Consider the following 25,733-nt stretch of genomic DNA (forward strand, 5'->3'; position numbering starts at 1 on the left):
GCAGCTTGTGCGCAGAGAAAGAAAAAACGCACTGTATAACAGTGCGTTTAGTTACATCTTATCCTGAAACAGGTAAAGCCTATTCAGGCACAACCCAGCGCAGGGTGCTATGGCCATGGTTTGGGGCGATGTGTTTAACTAACCAAGGTAGAATGTCGCGCATTTGCGCTTCAAGCTTCCACGGCGGGTTAATCACAATCATGCCTGATGCAGTCATGCCGCGCTCTTCGCTATCAGGTGCGACGCCCAACTCGATTTGCAGCACCTTGCGGATCCCCTGCTTTTCCAGCCCTTGTAGGATTAAATCCACATTGTCGCGATAAACGACCGGATACCAAATCGCATAGGTTCCGGTGGCCCAGCGCTTATGTGCTTGCTGAATGGCATTGACCACATCTTGATACTCGTGCTTAAGCTCGTAAGGTGGGTCGATCAGTACCAAGCCTCGGCGTTCTTTGGGTGGCAGACTGGCTTTTAAACGGCTAAAACCATCTTCTTTATAGATTCTCACCTGACGATCACCGCGAAATTCTTGCAATAGCAATGGGAAATCAGCGGGATGAAGCTCGGTTAGCACCATGCGGTCTTGGTCACGCAATTGAGCGCGTGCCACGCGAGGTGAGCCGGGGTAATAACGCAGCTGTACGTCATCGTTCAAGGTGCGGATGGCGTCAAAGTAGTCTTCGACACCCGCAGGGAGATCGGTGTTATCCCAAATGCGTGCAATTCCTTCCTTAAACTCACCGGTCTTTTCTGCGCGCTCATCTTGCAAATCATAGCGACCAACACCGGAATGGGTGTCGTGGTAAACGAACGGTTTCTCTTTCTGCTTCAGTGCTTGCAGGATCAAGGTTTCAACAATGTGCTTGATGACATCGGCATGATTACCGGCATGAAAGCTGTGACGATAACTAAGCATAGGGCCACTCTTTGGGGTCAATAATTGGCGTTATTATGACTGATAGTGCGCCAACTTGCAGCCGCTAAGGCGTAAGTAGATTTTTTTTGTACTTGGTCGTTTTGTCGTTTGAGATGCTGCCTATGCTTAAGAAACGCGATACCGTTTAGGTCTGTTAGGCGTAACACAGAGAAATCTATTGAATTTAAGGGAATTAGAACCCATATCTCGAAGGTACTCATTACAGTTAAGGAAGCGTCCATGTCTAATCCATTACTCGAAATGACGGGGTTGCCGCCATTTTCAGCCATTAAGCCGGAACACATTGTTCCCGCTGTCGAGGAAGTGATCGCCCAATGCCGCACGAAAGTTGAAGCAGTACTGCAATCCCCTCCGAGCTGGGAGACGTTATGCGCTCCGTTAGAAGAGGTGGATGATCGCCTAGGTCGAATCTGGTCGCCTGTCGGACACTTAAATGGGGTGAAGAACAGCGCCGAGCTGCGTGAAGCCTATGAAGCGTGCCTACCACTGTTGTCTGATTACAGCACTTGGGTTGGGCAACACAAAGGGCTTTATGCGGCTTATAAGGGCTTAAAAGAGAGTGCAGAGTTTGCCACACTGAGCGTGGCGCAGCAAAAATCGATTACCGATGCGTTACGTGACTTTGAACTCTCTGGGATTGGACTTCCTGCGCAGGAGCAGCACCGTTATGGTGAGATCAGTAAGCGTCTGTCGGAGCTATCGTCTCAATTTAGTAATAACGTCTTGGATGCAACAATGGGCTGGACCCGTATTGTGCATGAGGATGCTGAATTGGCGGGGTTGCCAGACTCTGCACTGCAAGCAGCAAAAGCGTTGGCAGAATCGAAAGACGAGCAAGGATACCTCTTTACCCTTGATATCCCATCTTATCTGCCCGTGATGACCTATTGCGATAACCGTGATTTACGTCATGAGATGTATCAAGCCTTTACCACACGTGCCTCTGATCGCGGCCCAAATGCAGGGCAGTGGGATAACAGCGAAATTATGGCTGAAAAACTCAAGCTCTCGCATGAGCTAGCGCGACTATTGGGTTTCTTAACTTACTCTGAGAAGTCATTGGCGACAAAAATGGCTGAGAGCCCAGAGCAGGTCTTGGGTTTTTTACATGAACTCGCGCTAAAAGCCAAGCCACAAGGTGAACGTGATGTTGCCGAGTTACGCCAGTATGCCAAGGAGGAGTTTGGCGTAGAGGGGTTGGAACCGTGGGACTTTGCCTATTATGCTGAAAAACTTAAGCAGCATAAATACAGCATTTCAGATGAAGAGCTGCGCCCGTACTTCCCAGAACAAACCGTGATTAACGGTCTGTTTGAAGTCTTAAAGCGCGTGTTTGGCATGACAGTTCGCCCACGAGATGGGGTCGATGTGTGGCATGAAGACGTCAGCTTCTATGACATCTTTGATGCTGAAGGCCAGTTGCGTGGCAGCTTTTACTTTGACCTGTATGCCCGTGAGAATAAACGTGGTGGTGCGTGGATGGATGACTGTATTGGTCGTCGTATTACCGCCAGTGGAGAGCTGCAACACCCAGTTGCTTATTTGACGTGTAACTTTAATCGTCCAGTAGGCGGCAAACCGGCCCTGTTTACCCATAACGAAGTGGTCACCCTGTTTCATGAGTTTGGGCATGGCATTCATCATATGTTGACGCAAATTGATGTTGGAGCGGTGTCAGGCATTAATGGTGTACCATGGGATGCGGTTGAGTTGCCGAGTCAGTTCTTAGAGAACTGGTGTTGGGAAGAAGAGGCGTTATCGTTTATCTCGGGGCATTACGAAACCGGTGAAGCATTACCGAAAGCGATGCTAGAGAAGATGCTTGCGGCGAAGAACTACCAATCTGCGATGGCCATTTTGCGCCAGCTAGAGTTTGGTCTGTTCGATTTTACCTTGTATACCGAATATGACCCTGAAGTGGGGGCCCAAGTATTAGAAACGTTGCAGCGCATTAAGCAGGAAGTGGCGGTGGTGCCAAGTCCGGAATGGAATCGCTTCCCGCATAGCTTTAGTCATATTTTTGCTGGTGGTTATAGCGCGGGTTACTACAGCTACCTGTGGGCAGAAGTGTTGTCGGCGGATGCATTCTCGCGTTTTGAAGAGGAAGGCATTTTCAACCCAGAAACGGGACAGTCATTTTTGAACACGATTTTGAGTCGAGGCGGCAGTGAAGAACCGATGACACTCTTTAAGCGTTTCCGTGGTCGCGAGCCGCAAATTGATGCGCTATTGCGCCATTGTGGTATTCAAGGTTAGCCAATAATTCGTAACCCAAAGCCGATGCCTAGCATCGGCTTTTTTGTGTGTTGCTTATAATAATTAGGGTTTTACGTTTCGATTGATGGGGTTTTGCAGTGAAATTAACGTTTCTGTCGATTGAACCTCGTCAATTGCTTGTAATTTATCTATCAACACGTATTGTAATTCTTCAATCGAGCGACACATGAGCTTCACGAAAATATTGTACGCCCCAGTGGTGTAATAGGCCTCAACAACCTCATCGAGGGCATTCAGTTTTTCAAGGGCAGAGTGGTAATCTCGTGCCGCTTTGAGATTGATACCAATAAAGCAACAGACATCATACCCCAGCGCTTTGGGGTTAACGTTCACCTCCGTGCCGGTGATGATGTTTGCGGCTCGCATCTTCTCTACTCGGACATGGACGGTGGCAGGACTGACCTGAAATTGCTTTGCCATGTCAGCGTAGGTATGGCGGGCGTCATCCATTAGTGTGCTGAGAATTGCGCGGTCAAGATCGTCGAGTTTGGCGGTCATCATACTGGCTTAATATCGGGTAAATAAGGATTTAGTTTGCCATTTTTTCGTTGGGTTGTCGGTGTTTTGTTTCTATTTCCTGCGATTTCTTTGGCGCAGGATAGTGTATTGCTTTCGCTATGGCCGGCGTTATTCCTGCGTCAGGATTTGATGCTGACTTTAGGATTAATTGCAGTGCTGGTATTGGTTATTAGCATGCTGGTGGTAACGATTCGGCAAATGCGCCGTAGTGATGCACAATTAAACCGTAGCCAAGCGCTATTTGAAGGTGTGTTTGACCAGAGCTTTCAGCATATCGGTATTGTGGATGAGAATGGGCTTCTGGTCTCTGGTAATTTGGCGCTGCAGGGGATGATTGGTCACGGGCAGGTAAAATATGACCGCCCATTTTGGCGTTGGTCGTGCTGGCATACCGAGGGTGCGGAAACGCTACGTCAAGCGTTTGTACGCGCCAAGATGGGACAGATAACCAGCTTTGAAATTGAACTTAAAAGCTGTGAGCAAGGCATTCGTCTATTGGAAATCAGTTTTAAAGGCATCGATCGAGAAGATGCCGAGGCTGGGCGGCAGATTTTATTTGAAGCGCGTGATATTACCTCGAGACGGCAAACGGAAGAGAAGCTGCGCGACAGTGAAGTGGGCTACCGTTTATTGTATGAGAACCAGCCTGTTATGCTGTTGGCGGTGGATCAGCGCTCGCGTATACAATCTGTGAATCAGTTTGCTGCCGATCTCTTAGGGTACAGTAAGCGTGAGTTGCTGGGCCATAAAGTCACCGATTTTTATGATGGCGATGAAGTGCCACCGCAGCAAATCATGGCACAAAGTGAAGCCGCGGAAACACCTGTATCTCGGCGTGAGCTGCGTTACCGCACCGCTTCTGGTAAGCCGGTATGGATTCGAGAAACGATCCGAATAATGCCGTCTAACTTACAGATGCTGCTGGTGGGCGAGGACATCACGGATAATCAAGAGTTGCGTAGCAAGTTAGAGTATCAGGCCAGTCATGACTTCTTAACCCATCTATTTAATCGTAGCTATTTTGAGTCTGAATTGCAGCGCGTGCTTAAAGAAGTGGCATGCAAGGGTAACTCTTATGCAATGATCTATATCGATATTGATCAGTTTAAAGTGATTAATGATACCGCAGGGCATGAAGCGGGCGATGAGGCATTAAAGCAGGTGGCACTGTTATTGAGTGATATCGCGCCCGTTCGTTCAATTATTTCCCGTTTGGGTGGTGATGAATTTGCGATGTTAGTGCCAGACTGTGGCGAGGCACGAGCACAGGCATTGGGTGCACTTATTTTAGATACCCTTGATAGCAATGAGTTCTTTTGGCGAAATAATCGCTTCAGCTTTAGTGCGTCGCTTGGTATCCGCTTAATTGATCATACCGCAGGCTCACCACAGCAAGTTCACGCCCAAGCAGATACCGCCTGTCATGCTGCTAAAGATGAAGGACGAAATCGGTTACACATTTACCATCCTGATGACGAAGAGCTTAAGCGGCGAGAATTGGAGATGGTGTATGTTAACCGTATCCACGACGCCATTGATGAGCAGCGTTTCGAGCTCTATGCGCAGCAAATTTTACCGCTTGCGCTTGAAAGCAAGATGCATCATTACGAAATTCTTGTTCGCATGCGTGACACTAACGGCGAGATGGCCTCTCCGGGGGTCTTCTTACCAGCGGCGGAGCGCTATAATTTGGCACATTTGATTGACCGTTATGTGGTGGAGCACACTTTGCGTTGGTTGGCGAGTGCACCGCAAGCGTTGGCGCAACTAGAATTGTGCTCGATCAACTTATCGGGTCAGTCGATGGGTAATGATGAGTTTGTTGGCTTCCTTGAACACACCATCCGCTCTTCACCAGTTCCGCCGCAGAAATTGTGTTTGGAAATCACTGAAACGGCAGCGATAGGCAATATGAGCAAAGCAATCTCTCTCTTTTCGCGCTTAAAGAAAATTGGCTGTCAGATTGCCTTAGATGATTTCGGTTCGGGGCTCTCCTCCTTTGGTTACTTAAAGCGCATCCCTGTCGATATCATCAAGATTGACGGCATGTTTGTTCGTGACATTGCTCGGGATGAAATGGATCTTGCGATGGTGAAGGCAATCAATGATTTAGCTAAAACGATGGGCAAGAAAACGGTGGCGGAGTTTGTGGAAGGTGAAGAAATTCTGGCGCAACTAAAAGAGTTGAATGTGGACTATGCTCAGGGCTACTTAATCGGTAAGCCATGTCCGTTACCAGAGTTGGTGGCCAAGTTGTCGCAACAGCATTTACCCATAATACCCAATAATGAAGCAGAGATGGTATAATCGGCGGCTTTAGGTAAGCAAGAGAGCCGCCAGGTGCAGATACAACTACTGACAGAACAGCCTGCCGATGATGCGTCGTTGAGAGCGATAGCCGAACGTTGGGGATTAGAGCATAGCGACAAGGCACTATTTGCCTTAGTACTAACGCCCGAGCATCTTGAGCTGCGCAAAAACGATGAGCCTAAGCTCGGCGCCATTTTTGTCGATTTTGTCGGTGGGGCTGTTGCTCATCGGCGTAAATTTGGTGGTGGTCGAGGCCAGGCGATAGCGAAAGCGGTGGGGCTTAAGCAGGGTAAAACGCCATCAGTATTGGATGCCACGGCAGGACTAGGACGAGATGCCTTTGTGTTGGCTTCTTTAGGTTGTCGTGTGCAAATGGTCGAACGCCACCCGGTTGTGGCGGCACTGTTGGATGACGGTTTGCGCCGTGCCTATACCGATAGTGAGATTGGCCCATGGATGCAGCAGCGAATGACATTATTGCATGCGTCAAGCCAAGAGGCGTTGTCCGTGTTAGCTTCGCAAGCGGAATTTGTCGCGCCAGACGTGGTGTATCTTGATCCGATGTATCCACATAAGAAGAAATCTGCCTTAGTGAAAAAAGAGATGCGTGTTTTCCAGAGTTTGGTTGGTAGTGATGTTGATGCCGACGATTTGTTATCGCCAGCGCTGGCGTTAGCGACGCAGCGCGTCGTGGTGAAACGACCAGACTACGCTGAGCCATTGGATGGCGTTAAGCCGTCGATGATGATCGAGACCAAAAAGAACCGCTTTGATGTGTATGTGAAATCAGCAGGGGCGTAATCTCTTCTCTTTACAACAAAAAACCCGCCTCGTGGCGGGTTTTTTATTGCTTAAGATCTGCTGGGTTTAGCTTGGCAAAGCTAAATTTAGTCCCTGCTTGGCGACGCTTGCCGCTTCTTCAGGTTGCTCCAGTTGCTCCAGTATATCGGCAAGAAATGCAAAGTCAGTGACGCACGGCGCTAATGTAATGGCTTTCTCGAACTGCTGTTTTGCTTCGGCTGGCTTACTATCTCGCAAATAGAGCTGGCCGAGTGTACTAAACAAGACGGCATTCTCTGCATTATGTGATTGCAAGCTCTGCAGCTTCACAATCACCGGATGGTAATCGGCTAAATTCAACAGTGGTAAAAGGCGTAGTGTGCTGTCACTAACGGACTTTTTAAGCTGCTCTTTTAGTATGCTGTAGGCTTGATTGTCGGCTTGATGACTAACCATTAACTCCGTGAAACAACGCAAGATAGCGGCCGTTTGGCGGGTTTGTTTGTTGAGGTTGTGCCAGTGGCTCAGTAGCCCTTCGCTGCCTCGTTGAGCTGTGATGTGTTCCATCAGACCGCATTCAGCTTTAATGTATAACGCTTGATACTCTTCATCTTGGATCAAGCGGGCTTTTTTAAGTGCTGGAAGCAGTTTTAGTAACGGCTGCCAATCGCCAAGGGCTAAATAGCAGTGACGCAATAGATTGAGGATCACTGGATTATTGCCTTGCTGGCGTTGCAACAGTTGCAGTGCAGCCAGTGCCTCTTCATATTGTTTGTTTTCAAACTGTAATCGGGCACGGGTAAGATTGACAGCCAAACTGTTTTTGTCGCTTTTTTCTGCAGCGGCAAGGTGCTTATCACGTAATGCGATTTCACCACGGCTCTGCGCGGCTTCTGCTGCGGTTAGGTAGTTTAGCTGTGGCGCATCACTGTGAGAGGCCCCTTTTAGGGCGAGCTTCTCCGCCTGAATCCAGTCACCTTCGAGCAATTTTGTCTGCCCAGTGGCAGTCAGTGTTCTGGCTTTCTCTTTTTTGCGCCCTTTTACCCAACTTCTGGTACGGCGGAACGTAGAGAAGAGTAGCTTAATGATGTTCTCGACCAAAAAGAACGCTGCTAATAAGACCACCAGTAAAATCATCATGGTGGTTAAGCTCATTTCTAGCGTTTGATTGGCGAAAGAGATCAACACATAGCCTTGATTCCCGGCGATTTGAGGACCCACGATGGCACCGGCAACGAGGGCTGCAACCAGTAATATCAATCGGATCATGGCTTATACTCCTTCGGCGTTATTGATGGAGTTAACCTTTGTGCGTAGGCGCTCATTCATGATGTCAGTCACCATCGGCTGTGCTTGTAACGATGTTGGGTAGTCAACTTCAATGGTCTGCCCGATTAGCTGCTGTAAACGCTCTAGATAGCTTTGAACAGCAGCGTTATCGGTATCAAAGAAGGCTGCTGACCATTCGTGTGCCATCGTCAATGAGACACTGTATAGCTCGTTTTGCTCACGGTATACCGCTTTGATAGCCGTTTCTAGTTTCGACTTAATATTCTCTTTTAAGTAGAAATGCTGATCCGGTGCGAGTAGGGGAATAACGCTACCATCGCGCTTGCGGTAGGTAACAAAGTGCTCACTGAAACCACGTAGTGATGCTTTAAGGTTATCTTGCCAATCGTTTAGGTCGGCAGAGACAGACGTATCAGGTTGGGCATTCACTTCCGGAAGGACCGCATTGGCCAAGGGTAGCTGTTCGATCTGTTGTTGCAGGCTAGTTAATGCTAGAGCGATGCCGTCGCGATCGATGCGCTCAATCGATTTTAACGCGGTAATATCATCGGCTAACGCACGGCGTACTTTGGTGAGACTTGGGTCATTAAGCTCAGCGATGCGTACATCGGCAGATTGCACCAACAAGGTTGCGCTGTTGACATCGTGCTCCAACCACAGTTTACGTCCCGCCATTTTTAGTAGGTAATCGGCTTCAGCAAGCAGCCAATCATTCGGGCGACGGCCCTCTATATCTGCCATAGCGAGTTGCAGGCTAGATAGAGATTGCTCCTGCTGATTGATGCGTACATCAGTCAGTTGACGAATGTCGTCCATGCTGCCTTTTAGCTGGGTAGATAGCTGGCTAAAGCTGCTGACTTCGTTACTTAATGTGGTGGCTTGGCTATTAAGCTGTGCTTTAAGGGCGTCGATTTCGGCTTGTTGTTGTTCGGCTTGTAAGTGGCCGTGGTAGTAGAGTCCACCACCGAGCAATATCACCAAGGCAATGGCAACCATGCCGCTTTTACTGCCTTTATTTTTGGTTGGAGCTGGAGGTGCGACCGGTGGTGGCGTCGACTGGTTATCTTCACTCTTAGTGAGTGTCTCCGTCTTTTCTGTTGCTGCTTCTTTTTCAGGAGCCGTTGTCTCTTTTGGAGACCCTGCTTCCGTCGTCGCTGATTGCTCTGCAGGAGACGTCGGTTCTTTGTTTTCAACCTGGTCGGCTTTGTTGTTTTCTATCTCGCCCTTGCTGTCTTCAGGCGATTGATTCTTATTCGTTTTTTTGTCAGTCATCCGTTTGTCCCGTTCTGCTAATCAGGCTTAGGGTAGCAAACAGTGCGCAATTGGATGCACTGTTTACCGTAAAAACTGTGCGAAAGCCCAAAGTTTGAGCCCGCGTGGCAATACGTTGGCTGGGTACCCAAACGGGTAACGAGCGCAGCCATGTTATATCTTGTGGCGCCAGCCATTGCCAAAGCTTGTCGAGCTGAGCCTGGCTTGTGACGACGATTCCGCTGGTGTCTGGATACCAACGTTGAAAAAAGGCGTGGCTATCATCGACGAGCCATTGGCGCTGATAGGTTTCGCAATAGCTTACCTGTGCTCCCCGTTGCTGCAGGGTGCGATAGAGGGTTTCTCGTCCATCCTGGCCACGCAGGATAAGCACTTGTCGCCCCCCCACTTGCTGTAGCGCCGTTAAAGCTAATAAGCCTTCGCTATCTGCTTGCTGAGGAAAAGTAACCTTTTGGCCGGTTTCTGTCGTAAATAAAGCAGCACTACTGGCTCCAACTGCCATATAGTGCACTGTTTTTGGCCAATTTTCCTTGTGCGCGGTCATAATTTTTGCGGCAAAGGTCACAGCATTTTTACTTACCGCAATAACAATATCATCTGGTTGTAGTTGTTGCAGCTGTGAGACCAGCGTGTCTTCTCCTTGGCCGACTTGTGTGCCCATTATCGGCTCTGCTCTGGCAGGAATACCAGCCGACGCCAACTGCTGCGCCAGTTGCTCGCTATCGGGTGAAGGCCTAACAATGGCTAGCGTCATAAGCGGACTTTAATCTGCGTACAGGCGGTCGAGAATCGCTTTTGCCCCTTGATTCAACAATTGTTGCCCCAAGGTTCGCCCGAGCTGTTCGCCTTGCTCTCTAGGGCCGCGAATCTCTCCTCTAACGATGTGGCTGCCATCGGGTTCGCCGACCAATGCACGCAACCAAATTTGATCACCTTGCAACTCACTATATGAGCCAATTGGCACTTGGCATCCTCCTTGTAAATGGTTATTCATTGCTCGCTCTGTCAGTACACGGGTTGTTGTGTCTGCATCGCCCAAGGGAGCCAGTAAAGCTTTGACGCGCTCATCATCTAGGCGGCACTCAATGCCCACCGCGCCCTGACCAACCGCTGGGAGGCTCTGCTCTGCTGGAATTGCCTCGCGAATTCGGTCCGTCATATCGAGGCGATTTAGGCCCGCGCAAGCCAAAATAATTGCGTCATAGTCACCGTTGTCGAGCTTGCTGAGACGAGTATTAACATTGCCACGTAAGCTTTTGACGATGAGATCGGGACGCGCTTCGCGCAACTGGCACTCACGGCGTAAGCTAGAGGTGCCGACGACGGCGCCAGATGGCAGTTCGTTAAGGCTAGCATATTGATTGGAAACAAAGGCATCACGGGGATCATCACGCTGGCAAATTGTCACTAAGCCTAATCCTGGTGGAAACTCGACCGGGACATCTTTCATGGAGTGAACAGCAATATCGGCACGATCTTCTAGCATCGCATTTTCTAATTCTTTGACAAACAACCCTTTACCGCCCACCTTGGCCAGTGGTGTGTCCAGTATGATATCGCCTTTAGTTACCATTGGAACCAAGACAACGTTCAATAGTGGGTGAATTTTTTCCAGCTCTGCTTTAACATACTCTGCTTGCCATAATGCGAGGGCACTTTGGCGAGTGGCAATACGCAGTGGTTTGTCAGTCATACCTACATCCATTTATTGTGTGAATGTAGCGTATCGTATCACTGCTGTGAGTGCGTACAATTGCTAACTGGAGATTTGTTAAGAAAAAGGCCGTGTTAGCATTGCAATCCCGCGATTTTGTGATTGATGTCTCTTTGCGTTAAAAATGAATCTATAATTAAGCATCGATGATTGGTGTATTAGACAATAGATGCTTGATAACATGGATGATGATGTCTTTTAAAATGCTTGATTCGCATAGTGCATGAGATGGAAATATGTACAGAGAACTTTACCAGTAAAGGTTAAACTGTTATATTGATCACGTTTTTGCCTCGGAATCGCCTGAAATGTCACCCCTTTTGTGAAGGAGGTAGACATTGGCACAATGTGAGTTGGTCTAAAAGATCGCTCTTGGAAGAGTACGTTGCATACCTATATTGAATCATTAATTCGTCGCTATGACACGCATACCGCATTGCGCTTGCAGCGAGCGAAAGCAGCCATGAACCCTATTCAACAGCAGATCTTTGATCTGTTGCCAGTGCTGTTACAATTCAATCACCCCGCTATCCCCGGATATGTAAAGGCGGAGGTGCCTGTTGGTATAGCTGGTTTTCAGCTGACCAAATCTCAAACTCAATTTATTGAAGATTGCCTCCTTACTGTTGATGAGTCAATTGAATCACTGTTGTCTACGCCAGCAAATATAGATGGTCTTTACGCCATGGGGAGTACCTCCTCATTAGGGCAGAGTCAGACCAGCGACTTGGATCTGTGGGTCTGTGTTGATCATGAAATGGCGCAAACTCAACGCGAGCCGTTAGAGCAGAAGTGCAGTTGCATTTCCGAATGGGCGATGGCACAAGGCGTTGAAGCTAACTTTTTCCTGATTGACGAGCAACGCTTTCGTCAAAACTTCTCAGAGGCAATGACCGGTGATAACTGTGGCTCAAGTCAACATTTGTTGTTACTGGATGAATTTTATCGCTCTGCATTACGGTTGGCCGGTAAGCGCTTGCTATGGGTGATGGTGCCGCCAGAAATGGAAGAGTGTTACGACGAGTACGTTACCCAGCTTGAACAGGGGGGGTATTTGTCGCGCCGTGACTGGATCGATTTTGGTGGGTTGAGTCGAATCCCTGCTGAAGAGTATTTCGGTTCTAGCCTGTGGCAATTGTATAAAAGTATCGACTCCCCATATAAATCGGTACTGAAAGCGATTTTATTGGAAGCCTACTCCAGTGAGTTCCCGCATACTCAGCTACTTAGTGTCGACAGTAAGCGACGTTTTTTCGCGATTGATTACGATGACACGCAACTTAATTCTGCGTTTGGTCTAGATGCCTATTACCTGATGCTGGAGAAGGTGACCCGTTACCTTGAGCACATTGGTGATCATCGTCGCCTCGATTTAGTACGACGTTGTTTTTATCTGAAAACACACGAAAAGCTCACCAGAGAGACCTCTAATGGGTCGATGCCATGGCGACGCCGAGCGTTAGAGATGCTAACGCAACGTTGGGGATGGGGCTACACTGTGCTGCATGAGTTGGATAACCGTCGTCTATGGAAAGTAGAGCAGGTCAAGCCAGCGCACAACGAGTTACTTGATGCTTTGATGCTCAGCTACCGTAACTTGATCCGCTTCGCACGTAAAAACAGCATTACCGCGACGATCAGCCCAGAAGATATCAGCATTTTGGCGCGTAAGTTGTACGCGGCATTTGAAGTGTTGCCGGGTAAAGTTGATCTGTTAAATCAGCAGCTCTCTCCCGATATGCACGAAACGGATCTCAGTTTTATTGAAGTTGGCCCTAATCGCAGTATGCCGCAGGGTTGGTATCTGTATAAACAATCGCTGAGCCCTGTTGATATTATTGGTCGAGCACCGCTAGAAAGGAACAGTTACTTAAGTAAATTGGTGGCGTGGGCATTCTTTAATGGCTTGCTGACTGATACTACCCATCTGCACAGCGTCGTTCGTAACGCGAACCTTGATATTGATAAGCTGTATCAGATGGTTAGCGACATGCGAAACACCTTTTCATTACGTCGTGCTAAGCCGGGAATGCAAGCATTAGCGAGCCCGTGTGAAATTCGCCAGTTAGCGATGTTTATTAATCTCGAAAATGACCCTACGACTCGTTTGAGCAGTAAAGCGGTCAAGTTTGACTTTAAAAATACCGACATTTTCAGTTTTGGCGAACAGCAAGCCTGTTTGGTTGGCAGTGTCGACTTCGTTTATCGTAATTCGTGGAATGAAGTGCGTACCCTTCACTTTAGTGGCGAGAACGCCATGTTGGATGCATTGAAAACAGTGTTAGGTAAAATGCACCAAGATGCCATTCCTCCCGAGTCGGTGGATGTCTTCTGTTACAGCAAACACATGCGTGGTTTGATCCGGAATATTGTCTATCAACTACTCGCTGAGTGTATCGAAATGCGCTTACGCCCACTTGAACAAGACAAGCGGCGTCGTTTTAAAGCGATTCGCGTTGCAAATCAGACGCATGGGCTATTCTTTGAACGCCGTGGTGTTTCAGTGCAGAAACTGGAAAATTCCGTTGATTTTTATAGCACGATCTCTAGTACTAAGATTCGTGCTAATAGCGAAATGATGCTGAAGAAGGGCGATCCACGCCCACCAGAGATTGTTGATACGTTCGCAAGTGAGGGCTTAATTCAGTTCTTTTTTGAAGACTGCGACGAAGGGTATAACATCTATATTCTGGATGAAACTAATCGAATGGAAGTGTATCGCCAATGCAGTGGACATAAAGATGATATGGTGCATGGGGTTAGTCAATTCTATACCTCAGCACAAGAGCGTGTGAAACACAGCGCGAACTTTATCAACTTTAACCTACCGCAGTTTTATAGCATTGTTTGCGATGGCCAAGGGGTTGCGCAAATTTTGCCGTATAAAAGTGGCAAGCCTGACGGCGAGATGGCAGAACCGCCGGTTGAATTGCAGCAGGCACTTGGCCGTTAAAGGCAAAGAGAAAGGTCGACATGTTGTCGACCTTTTTTATACTTGATGGCTACCAATTAACAGCTTCAGCAGCATGTATCGTGCACTCTTTTTGTAGCATGGATATTAGTTCGAGACCACTGCGGCTGCAGATCCATGCATCGCCATTAAACTTGAAATGGTAACCGCCGCTTTTCGATGCCAACCAGATTTCACTCATCGCTTCTTGGCGGTTAATCACGATTTGACTGCGATCATCAAATTCCAGTGTTAGAACATTGCCACTGGTTTCGGTTTCAATGTCGGCCCCAGACTCATCAATGCCTTCTTCAATGGCATTAAACAACTCGTCCGCCAGGGCGTGAAATTCGCTGCTATTCATTCGTCTTACCCTATTGCTTTTCCTAGTGTGGGTGCGATTATAGAAGGCATTGGAATGATTATCACTCGATTGCGAAGTAAATAATGATGCAGAGACGATTTTTAGCTCTATTTTTATTGGTAACGCTGGTGATGGCGGGGTGTGGGCAGAGTGGCCCACTGTATATGCCCAAAGAAGATGCGCCAAAAGAACAGCAGTAAAGTAAACACTTAGACAGGGAAGAATAGCATTGGATTTTTTTAATTATCAGCCAGATGGACAGTTGTGGGGCGAGCAAGTGGCATTGGCATCGCTGGCCGAACAATATGGTACGCCACTTTATGTTTACTCTCGAGCGACGCTGGAGCGCCACTGGCAAGCCTTTGATCAGGCAGTCGCCACTCATCCACACTTGATCTGTTATGCAGTGAAAGCCAACTCGAACATCGGGTTACTGAATGTATTGGCCCGCCTTGGTTCTGGTTTTGACATCGTCTCACAAGGTGAGCTTGAACGGGTGATTGCGGCAGGCGGCGATCCGGCTAACGTGGTCTTTTCTGGTGTCGGCAAGACAGAGGCCGAAATGGCGCGTGCGCTGCTGTTGGGCATTAAGTGCTTTAATGTTGAATCCGAGCCTGAGCTATACCGTCTCAATGATGTCGCTGGACGCGTCGGTAAAATTGCGCCGATTTCTCTGCGGATTAATCCTGATGTCGACGCGAAGACTCACCCTTATATCTCTACCGGATTAAAAGACAATAAGTTTGGTATTGCTTTTGACCGCGCGCCAGAAGTGTACCGTTTAGCGGCACAACTTCCTCACTTGGAGATCAAAGGGATTGATTGCCATATTGGCTCGCAATTGACGGAATTGGCGCCTTTTATTGATGCGACTGATCGCTTGTTGGCCTTGATTGATGATTTGAAACATGAAGGTATCATCATTCAGCACTTGGATGTTGGTGGTGGACTTGGTGTGCGTTATAACGAAGAAGAGCCGCCATTACCTGCAGACTATGCGGCTGCCTTATTGGGGCGCTTAGCGTCGCATGCCGATATTGAATTGATTTTTGAACCAGGGCGTGCCATTGCTGCTAATGCAGGCGTGTTGCTAACCCGAGTGGAATACCTGAAGCCAACAGAGCATAAAAACTTCGCCATTGTGGATGCCGCAATGAATGACTTAATGCGCCCGGCGCTTTATTCAGCGTGGCAAAATATCGTTCCTGTGGTGCCACGCCAAGGTGAAGGGCTCGCTTATGATATCGTTGGGCCGGTGTGTGAAACCAGTGACTTTTTAGGCAAGGATCGGGTATTGAACTTGGTTGAAGGTGATTTGCTGGCGGTGCGTTCGGCAGGGGCTTATGGCTTCACTATGGCGTCAAACTATAACTCGCGCTGCCGTCCTGCTGAAGTCATGATCGATGGCGAACAGGTTCACGTCATACGTGAAAGAGAACAACTCGAACAATTGTGGCAAGCAGAGCACCTGCTGCCAGAACAATAAGGAGCATCATGCAGATTCAGTTTGCAAAAATGCATGGGCTGGGTAATGACTTTGCCGTTGTAGATTGTGTTACACAAAATGTCTTTTTTTCACCGGACGCAGTAAAGCGTTTAGCGGATAGGCATCGTGGCATTGGTTTTGATCAACTGTTGTTGGTGGAGCCCCCCTATGATCCAGAGTCAGACTTTCACTATCGGATTTTTAATGCTGATGGCAGTGAAGTGGAGCAGTGTGGCAACGGTGCGCGTTGCTTTGCCCGTTTTGTGCGTTTAAAAGGGTTAACCAATAAGTACACCATTGCTGTTAGTACACAGAAAGGCAAAATGCGGCTCAAAATAGAACATGATAATCAAGTCACTGTGAATATGGGGGTTCCACAATTTGAACCGGCAAAAATCCCTTTTCGAGCCAAAGCTAGAGAGAAAACCTATTTGCTTCGCGCTGGCGAGCGTACGTTGTTTTGTGGTGCGGTGAGTATGGGAAACCCCCACTGCGTGACGGTTGTGGATGACATTGATGCGTATGACGTCGAGCAGATTGGTCCATTAGTGGAGTCGCATGAGCGTTTTCCTGCGCGGGTAAACGCGGGCTTCATGCAAGTGGTATCACGTAACGAGATTAAACTGCGAGTTTATGAGCGTGGTGCTGGCGAAACACAAGCTTGTGGTAGTGGTGCGTGTGCTGCGGTAGCCGTGGGTCATCTTCAAGGGCTACTGGATGAAGAGGTGAAGGTAACGTTACCAGGAGGGGTGTTGCGGATTAAATGGGAAGGAGAAGGCAAGCCACTGTACATGACCGGCCCAGCTGAGCATGTCTATGATGGACAGTTTGTTTTATGAGTGAAACACATACGCTGAGTGAGGAAGAGCTAACTCAGCAACAGCGCGCTGCGGTGGCGGCTTATTTGCAATATGACCCGGATTTTTTCCATCATTACCCGGAGCTACTGGATAGTGTAAAAGTCTCCTGTGAAGCTCGTGGCACTGTCTCTTTGGTCGATATTCAGTTGCGTCGCCTACGAGAGCGAGTTGTTGAGTTGGAAGAAGAGATCACCGGCTTAATGGGGCATGCGCGCAATAATGAGAAAATTTTCCGTCAGTTTGCAGAGATAAATGTACGACTTTATCAGGTGGATAATATTACTCAGGCGCGCTGTGTGCTTAAGACCTTAGCGGAAGGTTTGGATTTAAGTGTTACGTTACGTTTGTTTGATGACCCATGTCCTCACCATGAGATAGATAAAGCATCATTAGGTGCGTCTCGTGTGGCGCAGCTCTCACAACAGCAGGTCTATTTGGGTCGTCTGCAACGCAAAGATGCTGAGCTGTTGTTTGATGTACCGCCGGAGCTGGGATCGTTTGCAGTGATGCCGATCGGACGTGATGCGCCAATAGGTATTCTCGCTTTTGCGAGCAGCGATGGTGGACATTTTCAACCCCAGATGGACACGTTATTTTTGCAACAGCTATCAGCGTTACTCTCCGCATTGATCCCTATTTGGTTAGTGGAGGAGGGGGAATGAGCACCCCCTCCGAACTGCCTGCCTCTCTCCATAAACCGTTAATCGCCTTTTACCAATACCTGCGCGGTGAAAAAGGCTATAGCCGTTACACTGAGCAAAGCTATCAGCAGCAGTTGACCCGCGTCGCACAGCAAATGGTGAAAATGGGGGTGACAGATTGGCGTAAATTGGATAGCCAATGGGTGCGTCAGATTGTAGCGGCAGCGAAGCGAGAAGGCTTAAAGCCAGGTAGCATCGCTTTACGTCTATCGGCCCTGCGCAGTTTTCTCGATTTCTTAGTACGACGACAACGTTTAAAGGCCAATGTTGCCAAAGGCGTGGCAGCCCCACGGCAGGACAAGCCCTTGCCGAAGAACCTCGATGTTGATGAAATTAATCAATTGCTTGCAGTAGATGGTGATGATGCCTTATCGGTGCGTGATAGAGCGATGATGGAGTTAATGTATGGCGCGGGATTGCGATTGGCAGAATTAGTGGGGCTGGATGTGGGCGATATTCGTCTATCTCGCGGTGAGTTGCGAGTGATAGGTAAAGGCGATAAAGAGCGCCAGGTTCCTTTCGCAGGACAGGCCCAAACATGGTTAGGTGAGTGGCTCAAGCGGCGAAAAGCGATAGCGGTAGCGGGTGAAAAGGCCGTTTTTGTCTCCCGTCACGGCACACGTATTTCGAACCGAAATGTGCAAAAACGTATGGCGGAGTGGGGACAGAAACAAGCAGTAAATAGCCATATTAACCCCCATAAGTTGCGCCATAGTTATGCCACTCATATGCTTGAATCGAGTGGGAATTTACGGGCAGTGCAGGAGTTGCTAGGCCACGCTAACTTATCGACGACTCAAATCTACACACATCTTGACTTTAAACACCTCGCGAAGGTGTATGATGAGGCGCATCCACGAGCCAGACGTGACGGTTCTCGTCTGGATGGTAAGCACTCGTCTGAATGAGAAGTAATAGTAATTAAGCGCTAAAATAGGAAGCCAATCATGCAGTTTTATCGTCGCCCAAAGCCCATTAAGGCGATCAGCTTCGATCTTGATGATACCTTATATGACAATGCCCCGGTGATTGCTCGGTTGGAAACAGAGCTGATGCAGTGGTTGTATCAACGCTTCCCGATCACGCAGCATGTTAGTGCAATGCAGTGGCAGCAATTGAAACAGCAGATCGCCCGCGCCTACCCTGAGTTAAGTGAGGATTTAGCGGCGCTGCGACGCGAGACGATTGTTGTTATGCTTAAGCAACTTGGCGTTTCTACGGTGGCGGTGGCGCAGGCTGCGCAAGAAGGGATGGCCTTAGTGGCTGTTATGCGAAATCAAATTGATGTTCCACATGAAACCCATCAGGTGTTAAAGCAGTTAGCGGCCCATTACCCGTTGGTGGCGATTACCAATGGTAACGCTGATATTGCCCAAATTGGTATTGATCAGTATTTTGAGTTTGCCCTACATGGTGGTGTCAATGGTGCCGCTAAGCCAGCCAGCGATCTCTTTGTCTTGGCGACAGAGCGGCTTGGTATTGACATGGGAGGATTGCTGCATGTTGGCGATCACCTCGACAGTGATGTCGCTGGTGCAAAAAAGGCCGGGGCGATGGCATGTTGGATCAATTTACACCATCGCCGTATGCGCTTACGTTCTGAAGGCTTGGCCTTGCCGGATTTAGAAATTACGGCGTTGTCGCAGTTGTTACCTTTGCTGCCAACTTCCGCTTAACCCAGCGTTCATTCCACCATACTGAAAACCCAATCACAGCCGAGCCGATGATGAGTTTAACTAAGTCGGCTTCGCGATTCCAAATCACAATATTCACGATCAGCCCGCAAGGCACTAGTGCATTGTTCATTACCGCTAGCAGCCCAGCATTGACCTGCGTGGCGCCTTTATTCCAGATAAAATAGCCCACGCCAGATGCAATCGTACCAAGGTATATGAGAACCCCCCATTGTGTCAGGGTGGTCGGTAAGGCATGGATGTTGCCTTTGAGCATAAATGCCGGTAAGGCAAAGCAAAGCGCACCGAGATAAAACCAGCCGAATAGGCGGTGTTGCGGCTGTGTAGGTTGAGTGCGTTCAATTAAGTGCTTGTAGCCAACCTGCCCAAGTGCAAAGCAGACATTGGCACCCTGAACAATGAAAAAGCCACGCCAGAACTGCTCGCTGATGCTGGCATATTGAATGATGGCGGTGCCAAGTACAGCCATTACGGCGCTAGAAAGATACCAAGGAGAAAAGCGCCCTTGTAATAGGTCATAGATCAAGGTGACGTATAGCGGCGTGAAGATAGTAAATAGCAAAACCTCGGGTACGCTGAGGTATAAGAAGGACTGGTAGTAAAAGCCGTACATTACGCCGAGTTGAATGCCGCCAAGCAGCATTAAAGGCAGTGCTAAACGGCGTTCAATGCCTCGCCATTGAGTGAGTGGAATAAAGACCATTAACGCGAGAGTGACACGGGTTAGAACTGAAAACCATGAGTCGACCTGCCCAGCCAGGTACACCCCGATTAAACTAAATGAAAATGCCCATAACAGGGTAATTGCTGACAGATATCCCACGTTGTTTACCTCACCTGCTTTAAAGACGACAGTGTATCATTATTCAATCCTGTGCCTTGCTGTATTGCCGGGTAATTATTGTGGTCTGCGCAGTAGACAGTAGTTTGTCACGGTATCGTTAATCGCAGTTTGGCGATAAAGTTCAAAACCAAAGTGTTGATAGAGCGAAATGTTGACGGGATTGAAGGTGTCGACACCACATATATGTTGCTGTTGGTCGCAACGCTGTAGCAGAGGGGTCAATAAGGTGCGCGCGACCCCTTGGCCGCGTAATGTCTTATCAACGTACAGTAGAGATAGGTAGAGGTCTGCTTCCTTTTGCATCTCGTGGATGTTGTGGTTCATGCGTTGTAGTTGATGTTGTACTGAGCGCAATGCTGGCAGGCACCCAGAGAACACCCAGCAGAGATTGAGCCATTCATCGATTAAGCGAGAGGAGCGGCGTGGCTGGGTTAAGTCTTGCCATAAGGCCAGACTGTCTAATGCCACTGAGTTAGCCAAGACAGTACGACGATGACGAGAGTCATTGAGAATCATCTTTCCCACTAAGCAGCAACCTTGATAACGCTGTTCGGGTTGATCTGAGAGCATGGCAAAGAAAGGGTCGTCAGAAAAGGCGTCACAGAGTTGGTTGAGTAACGCCTTGGTGTTGATGCGGTTAACGAGTATGGGGTGTTGCTTAGTTATCAAGCGGCACCATTAGGAGATCGACCGGGGTGACATTGATAAGTTGTTTTGCTGAAGAGAGAATCTTACTCCAAAAATCCTGATGGTGACCACATACGACCAAATCAATATCTTGCTCTTGAATGGCTTCGCAGATTTCATCGCTAAGATCGCCAGCACCAACCAAGCTTTGATGAATGGGGTAGTCGATCCGTTGCTCAAGTGCCTTAAGCTTTTGATGTGCATCGTCTGCCAAGCGCTGTTGAGCATTGGCGAGATTAATATCAATTAAGCCAGTATAGAGTTCGGCATAACTAATATCGATATGGATTAAGGAGAGCTTGGCATCTAACGCTTTGGCCAGTTTCTCCGCTTTTTCAAGTAACAGTTGACTGTCAGCTGTGAGATCGACCGCGACGAGAATGTGTTTATAGCTCATGTTGTTTCCCTCCTGAGTATCACCTTTATTGAGAATAGCACTGAGATGAGGCTAATTCTGTATATATAGTCTCACTTTTTTCTGTTGTCGGTTTACAGTTAAGAAGATTTGAACACGCGCACGGAATGATGCGCCATTGTTTCTGTGGTGTTTCGCGCTTGTGATACAGTTGAGAGTGATTTGCAGTGTGCATAAATTATGCAGAATCGCAGTTGCTTGATTACACTGATTATAGGGAGTAACAAAATGTTAACGCAGGCAATGGTAGATAAGCTCAACGAGCAGGTAAATTTGGAGTTCTTTTCTTCGAACCTTTACTTGCAAATGAGTGCTTGGTGTGAAGACAAAGGATTTGAGGGCGCAGCGCTGTTTTTACGTCGACATGCAGCTGAGGAGATGGAGCATATGCAGCGTCTCTTCACGTATGTTAGCGAAGCGGGCGCAATGCCAATTGTTGGTGCGATTGAAGCCCCGCAATACCGCTATGCCTCATTGGGGGATGTGTTTCGAGAAACGTATGAACATGAGCAGATGATCACTCAAAAAATCAATGCATTAGCTCATGCGGCGTTTACAACACAGGACTACTCAACGTTTAATTTCTTGCAGTGGTATGTCGCAGAGCAGCATGAAGAAGAGAAACTATTTAAGGGGGTCTTAGATAAAATTGAGTTAGTAGGCGAAGATGGTAAAGCCTTGTTCTTTATTGATAAAGATCTTGCTGAGATGGCCCGAAAAGGATCTCAGTCAATAATGGACACACCGGTAGCGTAGGACTCGAATTAATCAAGTAGTCGCTTGCCGGTCAATACAGTGAACCATTGTTTTGGGGGTGAGTATGGTCAGTAGCGATGCACTGATTCTGGCAGTATTTATAGTGGCTGCCGTGAACGTTTCCCGATATATCAGTACGCTTCGTACCTTGCTGGTGGTGATGCGGGATTGTGATCCCCTGCTGTATCAGCAGGTGGATGGACGTGGTTTCTTTTCATCACAGGGAAATGTGCAAAAGCAGATTCGACTATTTCACTATATTCGTAGTCATCGATATGACAATCATCATGATGAGGTGTTTATTGCTAAGTGCGACAAGGTACGTAAGCTTTTCGTTATAGCAAGTGTGTGGGTGTTGCTGTTTTTTGTCGCCATTTTTTTGGGACTATAATGGGAACGCCATCTCCCACAGAGTAGCGTAATGCGCTGAGAGGCTTGGGTACTGGTCGTGCTTGGGGTAGAATAGCACTGAAGATGTAAAAGGATGCCATTTAGCGGCATCCTTTTTTTTATGAAAAGAGCAGGGCAGGGTAAATGACAAAGCAAGTGGATGTAGTGATCATTGGGGCGGGGGCGGCAGGGTTGATGTGCGCAGCTCAAGCAGGTCAACGTGGGCGCTCAGTTCTCTTGGTGGACCATGGCAAAAAACCGGGTCGGAAAATCCTAATTTCGGGTGGTGGAAAATGTAATTTTACGAATTACGACGTGAGTGCCGCGAATTATGTGTGCCGCAACCCCCACTTTGTTAAATCAGCTTTGTCGCAATACACCAACTGGGACTTTATCGGCATGGTCGCTGAGCATGGTATCGCATACGAAGAGCGCGAACATGGTCAGCTGTTTTGTTTAGATTCAGCGAAACAGATTGTCGCTATGCTGCTACGAGAATGTGACCGGCCGACCGTCGAGCAGCGTTATCAATGTGACGTGTCTGAGATTAAGAAAACAGAAAATGGTTTTAGCTTACGCATCAATACCCAAACTGTTGAGTGCCAATCTTTGGTGGTGGCAACCGGAGGGCTATCGATGCCGAAACTGGGCGCAACGCCACTGGGCTATCAAATCGCGGAGCAGTTTGACCTATCACGCGTCCCGACCTGCGCCGGATTAGTGCCGTTTACGTTACATACTCAAGATAAAGCAAACTTTGAACCTCTGTCAGGTATCGCGATCCCTGTGCGAGCAGAAACAGAAGACGGTACCAGCTTCTCAGAAGCGTTGCTCTTTACCCACCGTGGTTTGTCGGGGCCGGTGGTGTTGCAGGTCTCGTCTTATTGGCAACCAGGACAAGCAGTAACCTTTGATTTAGTCCCAGATCAGGATGTGGCAAAGGTGCTAGGTGAGATGCGAGAAAAACACCCAAACCAAAGTTTGAAGAACTCATTGGCGCGCTTGTTGCCAAAACGTTTAGTGGAAGCACTGATAGCGCGAGGTGATGTGGATGATAAACCGCTTAAACAGCTCACGCCAAAACAGCTAACGGAAGTGGCAGAGCGCCTTCATCAGTGGCAGATACGTCCGAATGGAACCGAAGGTTACCGTACCGCAGAGGTAACAATGGGAGGCGTCGATACTGATGCGATCTCTTCAAAAACCTTAGAGTGTAAATCTGTGCCTGGGCTGTTCTTTATTGGCGAAGTGCTGGATGTAGCGGGTTGGTTGGGCGGCTACAATTTCCAATGGTGTTGGAGCAGTGGCTTCGCTGCCGGGCAGTATGTTTAGATCTGAGTCGAAACAATAGAGGTAAGACGATAAGAGCCTGTCAGTATGTCAGGCTCTTATCGATCATACGTAAATGCAGGTGATGCATACATAAGTGCTGGTCGTTGGCGATGAAAAATATGGGTGTTTGGCGTACAATTCGCACCAGATGACCGCATTTATGTCGGATAAAAAGCAGAGCAAAGTCCTTAAAGATATCAGGTGAGACAGATGACCCAACCCGTTCCTTTTTATAAAATGCATAACGTGATTCAGGATTATGCATGGGGAAGTAAAACATCAATCAATACGCTGTTTGGTATTGAGAACGCAACACAGAAGCCGCAAGCAGAAATTTGGATGGGTGCCCACCCAAATGGCTGCTCGCAGGTTGAGGTGGATGGAGAACGGGTTTCTTTGGCCGAGCTGGTCGCACAAGCGCCAGAGAAGATGATTGGGGGAAAGACGCAAGCTACGTATGGTGAATTGCCTTATCTGTTTAAGGTGCTAGCAGCCGAAAAAGCGTTATCGATTCAAGTACACCCTAGCAAAGCACAAGCGGAAGCTGGTTATGCCAGAGAAGAAGCGGCCAGCGTTGCGTTATCGGCGGCAAACCGCAATTACAAAGATCCTAACCATAAGCCCGAGCTTGTCTATGCGTTGACGTCGTATCAAGCGATGAATGGCTTTCGAGAGCTGGATGAAATGGTGGCGCTGTTTGAACAAGTGGCAGTGAGTGCTATTGCAGACTTAGTCGCGGCGTTGAAAGCGGGCGGTGATGGTCAAGCGCTGCAGGCGTTTTTTCATGCGATGCTATCGTTAAGCGGTGAGCGTAAAGATGCTGCGGTAGCGGCGTTGATGGCCTATGCTAAGGTCCAGCAGGCGCAGCCGTTATTTGCCCTGTTGGTTGACTTGGAGCAACAGTACCCTGGCGATATTGGTCTTTTTGCACCGCTGATGCTGAATGTTTTAACCTTACAGCCTGGCGAAGCAATGTTTCTTGATGCCTGTACACCACATGCTTATATCAAAGGGACAGCGCTGGAGATTATGGCGAACTCAGATAACGTACTTCGTGCTGGACTAACCCCGAAGTATATGGATGTCGAAGAGCTGGTGGCGTGCACGCGTTTTGAGTCAATGCCTGCAGACAGCTTATTAACACAACCTGTAGTTGAAGCCGGCATCGAGCATTTCCCTGTTCCGGTTGACGACTTTAAGATAAGCTTTTACCAAGGTGAGCATCAGCTTGAGGTCAGCAGTGCAGAGATCGTGCTTGCGGTTGATGCGCCATTAACCTTAACTTGTGGTGAGACCGTACTCTGTTTGCAAAAGGGCGAGTCCGCTTTTGTTCCTGCTGCGACAGGGCGTTATTCAGCGACCAGCACGGGACGCTACGCGCGCGCGTATAATTAATTGCGACGTGTTCGATAGCAAAAGCCACTTCAAGAAGAAGTGGCTTTTTTGATTCTTAGCGTAAACGCATCGATGTTAGCCTTGGCTGAGTGTGCTTATGCTTTCGGGCGTTTAAAGGCAGCCAATGGCTGATGCTCTCGCTCTGCCAAATAGACTTGTTGAAATTGCTCAAAGTAAGCGAGTATCCGTTTACTGTCATCGTAATTTCCCTGCATGGCAAGGATCGCGGCGCCTATCTCGCAAGTACATAAATACCCTGACTGCTGGTTGCGACGCAATTGATAGCGAGAGGGGGTGTCAAGGTGGATTTGCAAACGGGGTAAGCTTTGCAGCCATGGGCTTTTGCGGACAATCTTCCGTGCTTCTTGCCAAGTCGCATCAATAATTACAAACAGAGGTATCGTGTTAGGCATTGCTGAGTAATGACTAGCAGGGTGCTGTTCGTCTGCAGGAAAAACCAGCCATGGTGTGTAGGCGGGGTCTTGCAATTGGCGCAGTAGCGATGACGGCGGCGTGGTGCGAGACCACATTTCAACGCGACAATGAGGCAAGGTTTGTTGCAGTAATCTGCCAGTATTCGTGGCTTTGTTACTTTCACGGCTATGTTGTAATAATACAAAATGGGATTGCGCTTGCAGGTTTGGAATAACCTCGCATAGGCAGTGATAAGTAAACCCACATCGAGGGCACGGTAGAGGCACGACATTGACTCCGCTGGCAGTTGGTGAATGCCGCAAAATGATAACGTGCCTCTGGC

At 48.4% G+C, this 25,733-nt stretch carries 25 protein-coding genes; 14 read left to right on the plus strand and 11 right to left on the minus strand.

The window, feature by feature from the left end; translation table 11 throughout:
* Positions 1–79: 79 nt before the first annotated feature.
* Positions 80–919, minus strand: coding sequence for a 23S rRNA (adenine(2030)-N(6))-methyltransferase RlmJ (locus ACKLNH_RS14910; RefSeq protein WP_413113052.1), 840 nt, complete (start codon positions 917–919; stop codon positions 80–82).
* A 240-nt stretch (positions 920–1,159) separates the two neighbouring features.
* Here ACKLNH_RS14910 and prlC point away from each other — a divergent pair, with 240 nt between their 5' ends.
* Positions 1,160–3,196, plus strand: a complete 2,037-nt coding sequence (prlC, locus tag ACKLNH_RS14915; protein WP_413113053.1) for an oligopeptidase A — start codon at positions 1,160–1,162, stop codon at positions 3,194–3,196.
* A gap of 63 nt (positions 3,197–3,259) precedes the next feature.
* Here the strand turns inward: prlC and asnC are convergent, their stop codons facing one another.
* Positions 3,260–3,718 carry a transcriptional regulator AsnC gene (gene asnC / locus ACKLNH_RS14920; RefSeq protein WP_413113054.1) on the minus strand — a complete coding sequence of 153 codons (459 nt, stop codon included), beginning with the start codon at positions 3,716–3,718 and terminating at the stop codon, positions 3,260–3,262.
* A gap of 33 nt (positions 3,719–3,751) precedes the next feature.
* Between asnC and ACKLNH_RS14925 the strand changes: the two genes are divergently transcribed.
* Together ACKLNH_RS14925 and ACKLNH_RS14930 are read left to right on the plus strand one after the other, a co-directional pair.
* On the plus strand, positions 3,752–6,043 hold the full coding sequence (locus ACKLNH_RS14925) for a putative bifunctional diguanylate cyclase/phosphodiesterase (RefSeq protein WP_413113055.1): 2,292 nt from the start codon (positions 3,752–3,754) through the stop codon (positions 6,041–6,043).
* Positions 6,044–6,076: 33 nt separating this feature from the next.
* Complete coding sequence (locus tag ACKLNH_RS14930) at positions 6,077–6,847, plus strand: class I SAM-dependent methyltransferase (protein ID WP_413113056.1); 771 nt, start codon at positions 6,077–6,079, stop codon at positions 6,845–6,847.
* 66 nt (positions 6,848–6,913) lie between these two features.
* On the opposite strand, the gene ACKLNH_RS14935 is transcribed toward ACKLNH_RS14930, so the two are convergent.
* The 4 genes from ACKLNH_RS14935 to hemC are packed head-to-tail and all read right to left on the minus strand — an operon-like array spanning position 6,914 to position 11,081.
* Positions 6,914–8,095 (minus strand): heme biosynthesis HemY N-terminal domain-containing protein, encoded by a 1,182-nt coding sequence (locus tag ACKLNH_RS14935; protein ID WP_413113057.1) that lies wholly within the window; start codon positions 8,093–8,095, stop codon positions 6,914–6,916.
* 3 nt (positions 8,096–8,098) lie between these two features.
* Positions 8,099–9,388, minus strand: coding sequence for a uroporphyrinogen-III C-methyltransferase (locus ACKLNH_RS14940; RefSeq protein ID WP_413113058.1), 1,290 nt, complete (start codon positions 9,386–9,388; stop codon positions 8,099–8,101).
* On the minus strand, positions 9,381–10,142 hold the full coding sequence (locus ACKLNH_RS14945; protein ID WP_413113059.1) for a uroporphyrinogen-III synthase: 762 nt from the start codon (positions 10,140–10,142) through the stop codon (positions 9,381–9,383). Before ACKLNH_RS14945 ends, ACKLNH_RS14940 begins: the two co-directional genes overlap by 8 nt.
* Positions 10,143–10,151: 9 nt before the next feature.
* The gene (gene hemC, locus ACKLNH_RS14950) at positions 10,152–11,081 is read right to left on the minus strand and encodes a hydroxymethylbilane synthase (RefSeq protein WP_413113060.1); all 930 of its coding nucleotides are present in this window, start codon (positions 11,079–11,081) and stop codon (positions 10,152–10,154) included.
* Positions 11,082–11,487: 406 nt separating this feature from the next.
* On the opposite strand from hemC, the gene ACKLNH_RS14955 reads away from it, so the two are divergent.
* Complete coding sequence (locus tag ACKLNH_RS14955) at positions 11,488–14,055, plus strand: class I adenylate cyclase (RefSeq protein ID WP_413113061.1); 2,568 nt, start codon at positions 11,488–11,490, stop codon at positions 14,053–14,055.
* Positions 14,056–14,104: 49 nt separating this feature from the next.
* Here the strand turns inward: ACKLNH_RS14955 and cyaY are convergent, their stop codons facing one another.
* Entirely contained in the window at positions 14,105–14,416 is a 312-nt protein-coding gene (gene cyaY / locus ACKLNH_RS14960; protein ID WP_413113062.1) for an iron donor protein CyaY, read from the minus strand.
* Positions 14,417–14,502: 86 nt separating this feature from the next.
* Between cyaY and lptM the strand changes: the two genes are divergently transcribed.
* The 6 genes from lptM to yigB are packed head-to-tail and all read left to right on the plus strand — an operon-like array spanning position 14,503 to position 19,139.
* A complete protein-coding gene (gene lptM, locus ACKLNH_RS14965) occupies positions 14,503–14,616 on the plus strand; it encodes an LPS translocon maturation chaperone LptM (protein ID WP_413113106.1) in 114 nt (37 codons plus the stop codon).
* Between the two features lie 29 nt (positions 14,617–14,645).
* Positions 14,646–15,902 (plus strand): diaminopimelate decarboxylase, encoded by a 1,257-nt coding sequence (lysA, locus tag ACKLNH_RS14970; protein WP_413113063.1) that lies wholly within the window; start codon positions 14,646–14,648, stop codon positions 15,900–15,902.
* 8 nt (positions 15,903–15,910) lie between these two features.
* Complete coding sequence (dapF, locus tag ACKLNH_RS14975; protein WP_413113064.1) at positions 15,911–16,741, plus strand: diaminopimelate epimerase; 831 nt, start codon at positions 15,911–15,913, stop codon at positions 16,739–16,741.
* Positions 16,738–17,424 (plus strand): DUF484 family protein, encoded by a 687-nt coding sequence (locus ACKLNH_RS14980; RefSeq protein WP_413113065.1) that lies wholly within the window; start codon positions 16,738–16,740, stop codon positions 17,422–17,424. Before dapF ends, ACKLNH_RS14980 begins: the two co-directional genes overlap by 4 nt.
* A complete protein-coding gene (gene xerC, locus ACKLNH_RS14985; RefSeq protein ID WP_413113066.1) occupies positions 17,421–18,371 on the plus strand; it encodes a tyrosine recombinase XerC in 951 nt (316 codons plus the stop codon). The genes ACKLNH_RS14980 and xerC overlap by 4 nt, the downstream gene beginning before the upstream one ends.
* A gap of 39 nt (positions 18,372–18,410) precedes the next feature.
* Complete coding sequence (gene yigB / locus ACKLNH_RS14990) at positions 18,411–19,139, plus strand: 5-amino-6-(5-phospho-D-ribitylamino)uracil phosphatase YigB (protein WP_413113067.1); 729 nt, start codon at positions 18,411–18,413, stop codon at positions 19,137–19,139.
* Here yigB and ACKLNH_RS14995 read toward each other — a convergent pair.
* The 3 genes from ACKLNH_RS14995 to ACKLNH_RS15005 form a co-directional block, all read right to left on the minus strand.
* The gene (locus ACKLNH_RS14995) at positions 19,093–19,980 is read right to left on the minus strand and encodes a carboxylate/amino acid/amine transporter (protein WP_413113068.1); all 888 of its coding nucleotides are present in this window, start codon (positions 19,978–19,980) and stop codon (positions 19,093–19,095) included. The two genes, yigB and ACKLNH_RS14995, sit on opposite strands and share 47 nt — an antisense overlap.
* Positions 19,981–20,055: 75 nt before the next feature.
* Positions 20,056–20,670 (minus strand): GNAT family N-acetyltransferase, encoded by a 615-nt coding sequence (locus ACKLNH_RS15000; protein ID WP_413113069.1) that lies wholly within the window; start codon positions 20,668–20,670, stop codon positions 20,056–20,058.
* Complete coding sequence (locus ACKLNH_RS15005) at positions 20,660–21,085, minus strand: universal stress protein (protein WP_413113070.1); 426 nt, start codon at positions 21,083–21,085, stop codon at positions 20,660–20,662. The genes ACKLNH_RS15000 and ACKLNH_RS15005 overlap by 11 nt, the downstream gene beginning before the upstream one ends.
* Before the next feature lie 246 nt (positions 21,086–21,331).
* Between ACKLNH_RS15005 and ftnA the strand changes: the two genes are divergently transcribed.
* From ftnA to manA, 4 genes are all read left to right on the plus strand, one after another.
* Positions 21,332–21,859, plus strand: coding sequence for a non-heme ferritin (ftnA, locus tag ACKLNH_RS15010; protein ID WP_413113071.1), 528 nt, complete (start codon positions 21,332–21,334; stop codon positions 21,857–21,859).
* A gap of 64 nt (positions 21,860–21,923) precedes the next feature.
* Entirely contained in the window at positions 21,924–22,250 is a 327-nt protein-coding gene (gene uspB / locus ACKLNH_RS15015) for a universal stress protein UspB (RefSeq protein ID WP_413113072.1), read from the plus strand.
* Between the two features lie 143 nt (positions 22,251–22,393).
* Complete coding sequence (locus ACKLNH_RS15020) at positions 22,394–23,581, plus strand: BaiN/RdsA family NAD(P)/FAD-dependent oxidoreductase (protein WP_413113073.1); 1,188 nt, start codon at positions 22,394–22,396, stop codon at positions 23,579–23,581.
* Positions 23,582–23,791: 210 nt separating this feature from the next.
* A complete protein-coding gene (gene manA / locus ACKLNH_RS15025; RefSeq protein WP_413113074.1) occupies positions 23,792–24,976 on the plus strand; it encodes a mannose-6-phosphate isomerase, class I in 1,185 nt (394 codons plus the stop codon).
* A gap of 95 nt (positions 24,977–25,071) precedes the next feature.
* Here manA and ACKLNH_RS15030 read toward each other — a convergent pair whose 3' ends face one another.
* A complete protein-coding gene (locus ACKLNH_RS15030) occupies positions 25,072–25,677 on the minus strand; it encodes a tRNA-uridine aminocarboxypropyltransferase (RefSeq protein ID WP_413113075.1) in 606 nt (201 codons plus the stop codon).
* Positions 25,678–25,733 lie beyond the last annotated feature (56 nt).

It is taken from the genome of Thaumasiovibrio clandestinus, assembly GCF_047250365.1.
In the GTDB taxonomy this organism is placed as follows: domain Bacteria; phylum Pseudomonadota; class Gammaproteobacteria; order Enterobacterales; family Vibrionaceae; genus Thaumasiovibrio.

Coding starts and splice junctions, on each gene's coding strand:
- ACKLNH_RS14910 (WP_413113052.1), bottom strand. CDS start 919: ATGCTTAGTTATCGTCACAGCTTTCATGCCGGTAATCATGCCGATGTC.
- prlC (WP_413113053.1), top strand. CDS start 1,160: ATGTCTAATCCATTACTCGAAATGACGGGGTTGCCGCCATTTTCAGCC.
- asnC (WP_413113054.1), bottom strand. CDS start 3,718: ATGATGACCGCCAAACTCGACGATCTTGACCGCGCAATTCTCAGCACA.
- ACKLNH_RS14935 (WP_413113057.1), bottom strand. CDS start 8,095: ATGATCCGATTGATATTACTGGTTGCAGCCCTCGTTGCCGGTGCCATC.
- ACKLNH_RS14940 (WP_413113058.1), bottom strand. CDS start 9,388: ATGACTGACAAAAAAACGAATAAGAATCAATCGCCTGAAGACAGCAAG.
- ACKLNH_RS14945 (WP_413113059.1), bottom strand. CDS start 10,142: ATGACGCTAGCCATTGTTAGGCCTTCACCCGATAGCGAGCAACTGGCG.
- hemC (WP_413113060.1), bottom strand. CDS start 11,081: ATGACTGACAAACCACTGCGTATTGCCACTCGCCAAAGTGCCCTCGCA.
- cyaY (WP_413113062.1), bottom strand. CDS start 14,416: ATGAATAGCAGCGAATTTCACGCCCTGGCGGACGAGTTGTTTAATGCC.
- lptM (WP_413113106.1), top strand. CDS start 14,503: ATGCAGAGACGATTTTTAGCTCTATTTTTATTGGTAACGCTGGTGATG.
- dapF (WP_413113064.1), top strand. CDS start 15,911: ATGCAGATTCAGTTTGCAAAAATGCATGGGCTGGGTAATGACTTTGCC.
- ACKLNH_RS14980 (WP_413113065.1), top strand. CDS start 16,738: ATGAGTGAAACACATACGCTGAGTGAGGAAGAGCTAACTCAGCAACAG.
- xerC (WP_413113066.1), top strand. CDS start 17,421: ATGAGCACCCCCTCCGAACTGCCTGCCTCTCTCCATAAACCGTTAATC.
- yigB (WP_413113067.1), top strand. CDS start 18,411: ATGCAGTTTTATCGTCGCCCAAAGCCCATTAAGGCGATCAGCTTCGAT.
- ACKLNH_RS15005 (WP_413113070.1), bottom strand. CDS start 21,085: ATGAGCTATAAACACATTCTCGTCGCGGTCGATCTCACAGCTGACAGT.
- ftnA (WP_413113071.1), top strand. CDS start 21,332: ATGTTAACGCAGGCAATGGTAGATAAGCTCAACGAGCAGGTAAATTTG.
- uspB (WP_413113072.1), top strand. CDS start 21,924: ATGGTCAGTAGCGATGCACTGATTCTGGCAGTATTTATAGTGGCTGCC.
- ACKLNH_RS15020 (WP_413113073.1), top strand. CDS start 22,394: ATGACAAAGCAAGTGGATGTAGTGATCATTGGGGCGGGGGCGGCAGGG.
- manA (WP_413113074.1), top strand. CDS start 23,792: ATGACCCAACCCGTTCCTTTTTATAAAATGCATAACGTGATTCAGGAT.